This window comes from Nodularia sp. UHCC 0506 (assembly GCF_034931045.1).
Classification (GTDB): Bacteria; Cyanobacteriota; Cyanobacteriia; order Cyanobacteriales; family Nostocaceae; genus Nodularia.
This window is the reverse complement of the sequence record NZ_JAYGHH010000053.1, coordinates 25,400-29,420: the sequence shown is the minus strand read 5'-3', so window position 1 is coordinate 29,420 and position 4,021 is coordinate 25,400. Positions and strand designations below refer to the sequence as shown.

The window sequence follows — 4,021 nt, the reverse complement described above, 5'->3', positions numbered from 1 at the left end:
GCTTGTGGATGCTGTTGCAGAAAAATCACATCCCCATCTGCATATTCAATACTCTCAATCGACATATCAATTCCCTCTTTTTGAATCGGAGAACGAGGTAATCCCACATCCTGAATGACCATACTGCATATATGTTGTCCTTCTCCCCGCAGGCGAATTTTATCTGCGTAAATCCTGACGAGTGAAACTTCTGTAGTGTTGAGAGAATCGCCTAATGCCTGTTGTAACTTTGTTACCCGTTGCTGATAATTATTGATGACAATATCTGCCTCAGATGATTTACCCAATGCTTCAGCGAAGGATTGAAAACATTCCTTCCAACGAACGATTTTACCGTTCCACCATTCACAAGTAACTGTCGGTGCAATTTGCGACAATTGATTATATAAGCTTCCTCGTTGTGTCAAATTAGAAACCGAAAGAATTACGTCTGGCTGAAGCGTCAGAATCTTTTCTAAATTGGGTTTTCCAGATTCACCAACCATCGTCAATTCTTGAGATTTTTTCTGCAAGTAAGCAGGTATATTTCCAGCAGATACATCTCCAAAGAAGACAGAAGCACCTACAGGTTTGAGACCTAAAGTCAATGCAATCTCTAAGCTTGGTTCATCTAGCACTACTATCCGTTGTGGGTCATTAGGAACACAGGGTTCACCCATAAGATGTTTGACTATTCTGCACTGTGAAGGCAATAACTCAGCAGGGCTAGTTAAGTTTTGTGAGACATTATTAGCACAAGCAGAAAATAGCACAATTGCCAGAAGTGTTAACCCAAAGAACCTAAGCCCACGACGAATTTTATACATTTTGGAAAGTTGATTTAGTTCTACTCGAACGAAGTACTGGACAATTTAAAATTCCACTGACAGCGTTCCTCTGACTGTGAACGGCGCACCAGGATCAATGCGAGTCCTGATCTGAGAAGCTTCGATATAATCTACATTGAAAAGGTTGTTAATGTTAATACCAGCCCGCCAATTGTTTCGTCGATAGAATATACTGGCATCAGTACGCACATAACTAGGTACTTGAAAAGAGTTATTCAAATCACCTTGGCGTTCACCAACATAGAATAAACCCAAGCCAAATCCTAAGCCTTGCAAATCACCTGCTTGAATCTCATAAGTTGACCATAAACTGGCGGAGTTAAACGGTACACCATCCAGCAAATTACCCGGTTGTAGGTTGTTATCCCTGGTTACTCTGGCATCGGTGTAAGCGTAAGAAGCAATAATATTCCATCCCGGAAGAACTTGTCCTGTGACATCCAACTCAATACCCCGGCTTCTTTGCTCTCCTGATGGAATGGCAAATCTTGGATTATCGGGATCAGTGATAGCAAGATTGCTCCTAGTGATTTCGTAGGCAGCCAAATTTGTAATCAATCTACTGTTGAGAAATTCACCTCTAACACCCACTTCATACTGTGTACCGCGCACGGGTTCAAGCAACGAACCATCTACACGAGTTCTAATGTTAGGTTGAAAGGATCTACTAAAACTAGCATATAGAGAAATTGGCTCAATCGGTTGATAGACAATGCCAGCTCGTGGACTAAAGGCTTGGGATTCCCGTTCACTGGTGAGAGTAGTTTGATTAATGTTATCAAAGCGTCCTCCCACTAATAGCTTGAAGTTTTCAGCCAGCGTAATTTGATCCTGCAAAAATATACCGAAAGAATTTGTTTCAGTCCGGTTAGGAAAGTTAAATGGGAACTCATCTCTCGGAGGTAGGGGTGCTATTCCATAAACAGGGTTAAATATATTGATACTGGGAGCCGCAGCAAATAGAACTGCACCTTCTCTTGTGTCCCAAGACAAATCAACACCAAATAAAAGTTTATGCTCGACTGATCCAGTAGCAAACTTTCCGATTAGCTCGGTTTGCAATGCAAAGGTTCTTGCTTCACTATCACTAATGATATAATCTCTAGACAGTTCACCAGTTTCCTGATTTAGTCTTGAAGGATCAGCGTTAGCTAAAGTAAAGTCCTCATAAGAAAATCGAAACCGATTGCGGAGTGTCCAGTTATCGTTGAAACTATGCTCTAATCGATATCCTGCTAACAAATTTGTTCTTTCGCTAGAGTCATCTAGTTCACCCAAAACTCGATCAAAGGGAATATCAGCAAGCCCTGTACCAAGTGCAATTAATCCCCGATCAAATGGGCGCTGATCATTTAAGTATTCAAATTCAAATGTTACGTCAGTGCGATCGCTAATCTTCCAAGTAACTACAGGTGAAATGAAGAATCGTTCCACTTCTGTATCAAAGTTCCGAAAGTTTCCGCCTCTCTCATAAGCGGTATTCAAGCGATAGAGTAATGTCCCCTCTGGGTTTAAGGGGCCTGATAAATCAAGGGTTGGTCGCACTAAACCAAAACTTCCAACCTGCAATCCCGCAGCATAAAAAGGCTCTGAGAGAGGTTGTTTGGTAACGTAGTTAATAATACCACCAGGATCTAAATTACCATAGAGTAGGGAAGCTGGCCCTTTGAGGACTTCTATTCGTTCCAAATTTGCCGTTTCCACCAGAGGAGTGAAAGTGTCTCTAAAGCCATCACGGAGATTCCCTCCAAATTGTTGAAATCCACGAATATTAAATACCTCAGATATGCCACCAACTGTATTTCCCCGTTGCACGCCACTGACATTACGCAATGCTTCAGAGGCGCGAATCACTTGTCTGTCCTCTAATACCTGTCGGGGAACGACTTGAATTGATTGGGGAATGTCCCGTAGGGGTGTGTCCGTTCTTGTCGCAGTTGTGGCATTGGGTACACTGTATCTATCTTGCTGACCCGTTACCACCAATTCAATCGGCTGGTCTGGAGTTGATGGTTGTTCTGTTTGAGTTTCACCTTCTGGTTCTGCTGGTAATTGTGGAGTTTGGGCAGAAGTTACAACTGGTGTGAAGCCAAAAATCAGACCTTCATCACTGTCAAATAACCCTACAGTGGGTAATCCCGCCTCACCCTCCACAGTCACGCGGATGGTGTTAGCATCAAGATTAGTCACGCTGACGGTGGTAATTCCATCTGTGGGTTCTTCTTGGCGAAATTCTTCCCCACTTGCTAGACTGAGTTGAGCATTAGGGATATCTACAATGTAATTATTACCCTCACTTCTATTTACCAGTTGCAGTTGCGCTGATTGATTTGTTAGTAAGATTATTTCTATTCCCTGATCGGTAGATTGTAATCTAACTTCAGCGATCGCTACTTTTGCCACAGGCATGGTAGTTGGTAATTGAGCCAGTCTTTGTTTGAATTTAAGAGTATTGCCTACAGGTGTAACATCCTGGCGCTCAGATCCTCGACTAAAATCGGCTTTTCCTTGCGTACTTATACTTTTTATCTCCCCACCCATTGCAGGTATAGCAACTAAAATCAAACTCCAACTCGCTACACCAAATAATCCATACAACTTTGCCATTACCATCAGCCACCAATTAAATTATTTTTACAAAGACAAATAAAAATCTTTGTCAACTAATATACCGGAATAGCAAAGTTAATTTGAAGACCCAAAATTGTTGCAGACGGATTTTTTTCTTGTTCCAAACGGAGTTTTTATACTAACTTGGTCCAATAATTTGTTTAAATTTATTCCTTGCTTTTTTTCACTTGATATGACTTTGGGTTGTCACCAAATTTTTTCTTAAATGCAGAATTGAACGAACTAGGACTAGCATAACCAACTGCTTGTGCTGCTTCCTTGACTTTCATTTGACCTGTAGCTAACAACATATATGCTTGCTGCATTCGATAATCGTGTAAATAACCAAACACTGTTGTACCAAAAATTTGACGGAATCCTTGCTTTAATTTATGGTCATTTAGGCTTACTTGCCGAGATAATTCTAACAATGAGGGTGGACTTTGCAGATTATGGATGATAATTTCTTTAGCTTGATAAATTCTATCAACATCATCCAGCGCCAAATGAAATTGCTGTTTAGCAGGTGATACTGGTTCTATAAACTGGCTAAACTGGAGTGTCATCAGTTCAAGAGCCTTTGC

At 41.2% G+C, this 4,021-nt stretch carries 3 protein-coding genes; all 3 read right to left on the bottom strand.

What is annotated here, in order from left to right:
- A partial coding sequence (locus VB654_RS21535; RefSeq protein WP_323215843.1) for an ABC transporter substrate-binding protein occupies window positions 1-806 on the bottom strand: 806 nt, incomplete at its 3' end.
- Between the two features lie 45 nt (window positions 807-851).
- Entirely contained in the window at window positions 852-3,434 is a 2,583-nt protein-coding gene (locus VB654_RS21530; RefSeq protein ID WP_323215842.1) for a TonB-dependent receptor, read from the bottom strand.
- 170 nt (window positions 3,435-3,604) lie between these two features.
- Window positions 3,605-4,021, bottom strand: a 417-nt coding sequence (locus tag VB654_RS21525) for an AraC family transcriptional regulator (RefSeq protein WP_323215841.1), incomplete at its 5' end; no start/stop codon positions are given.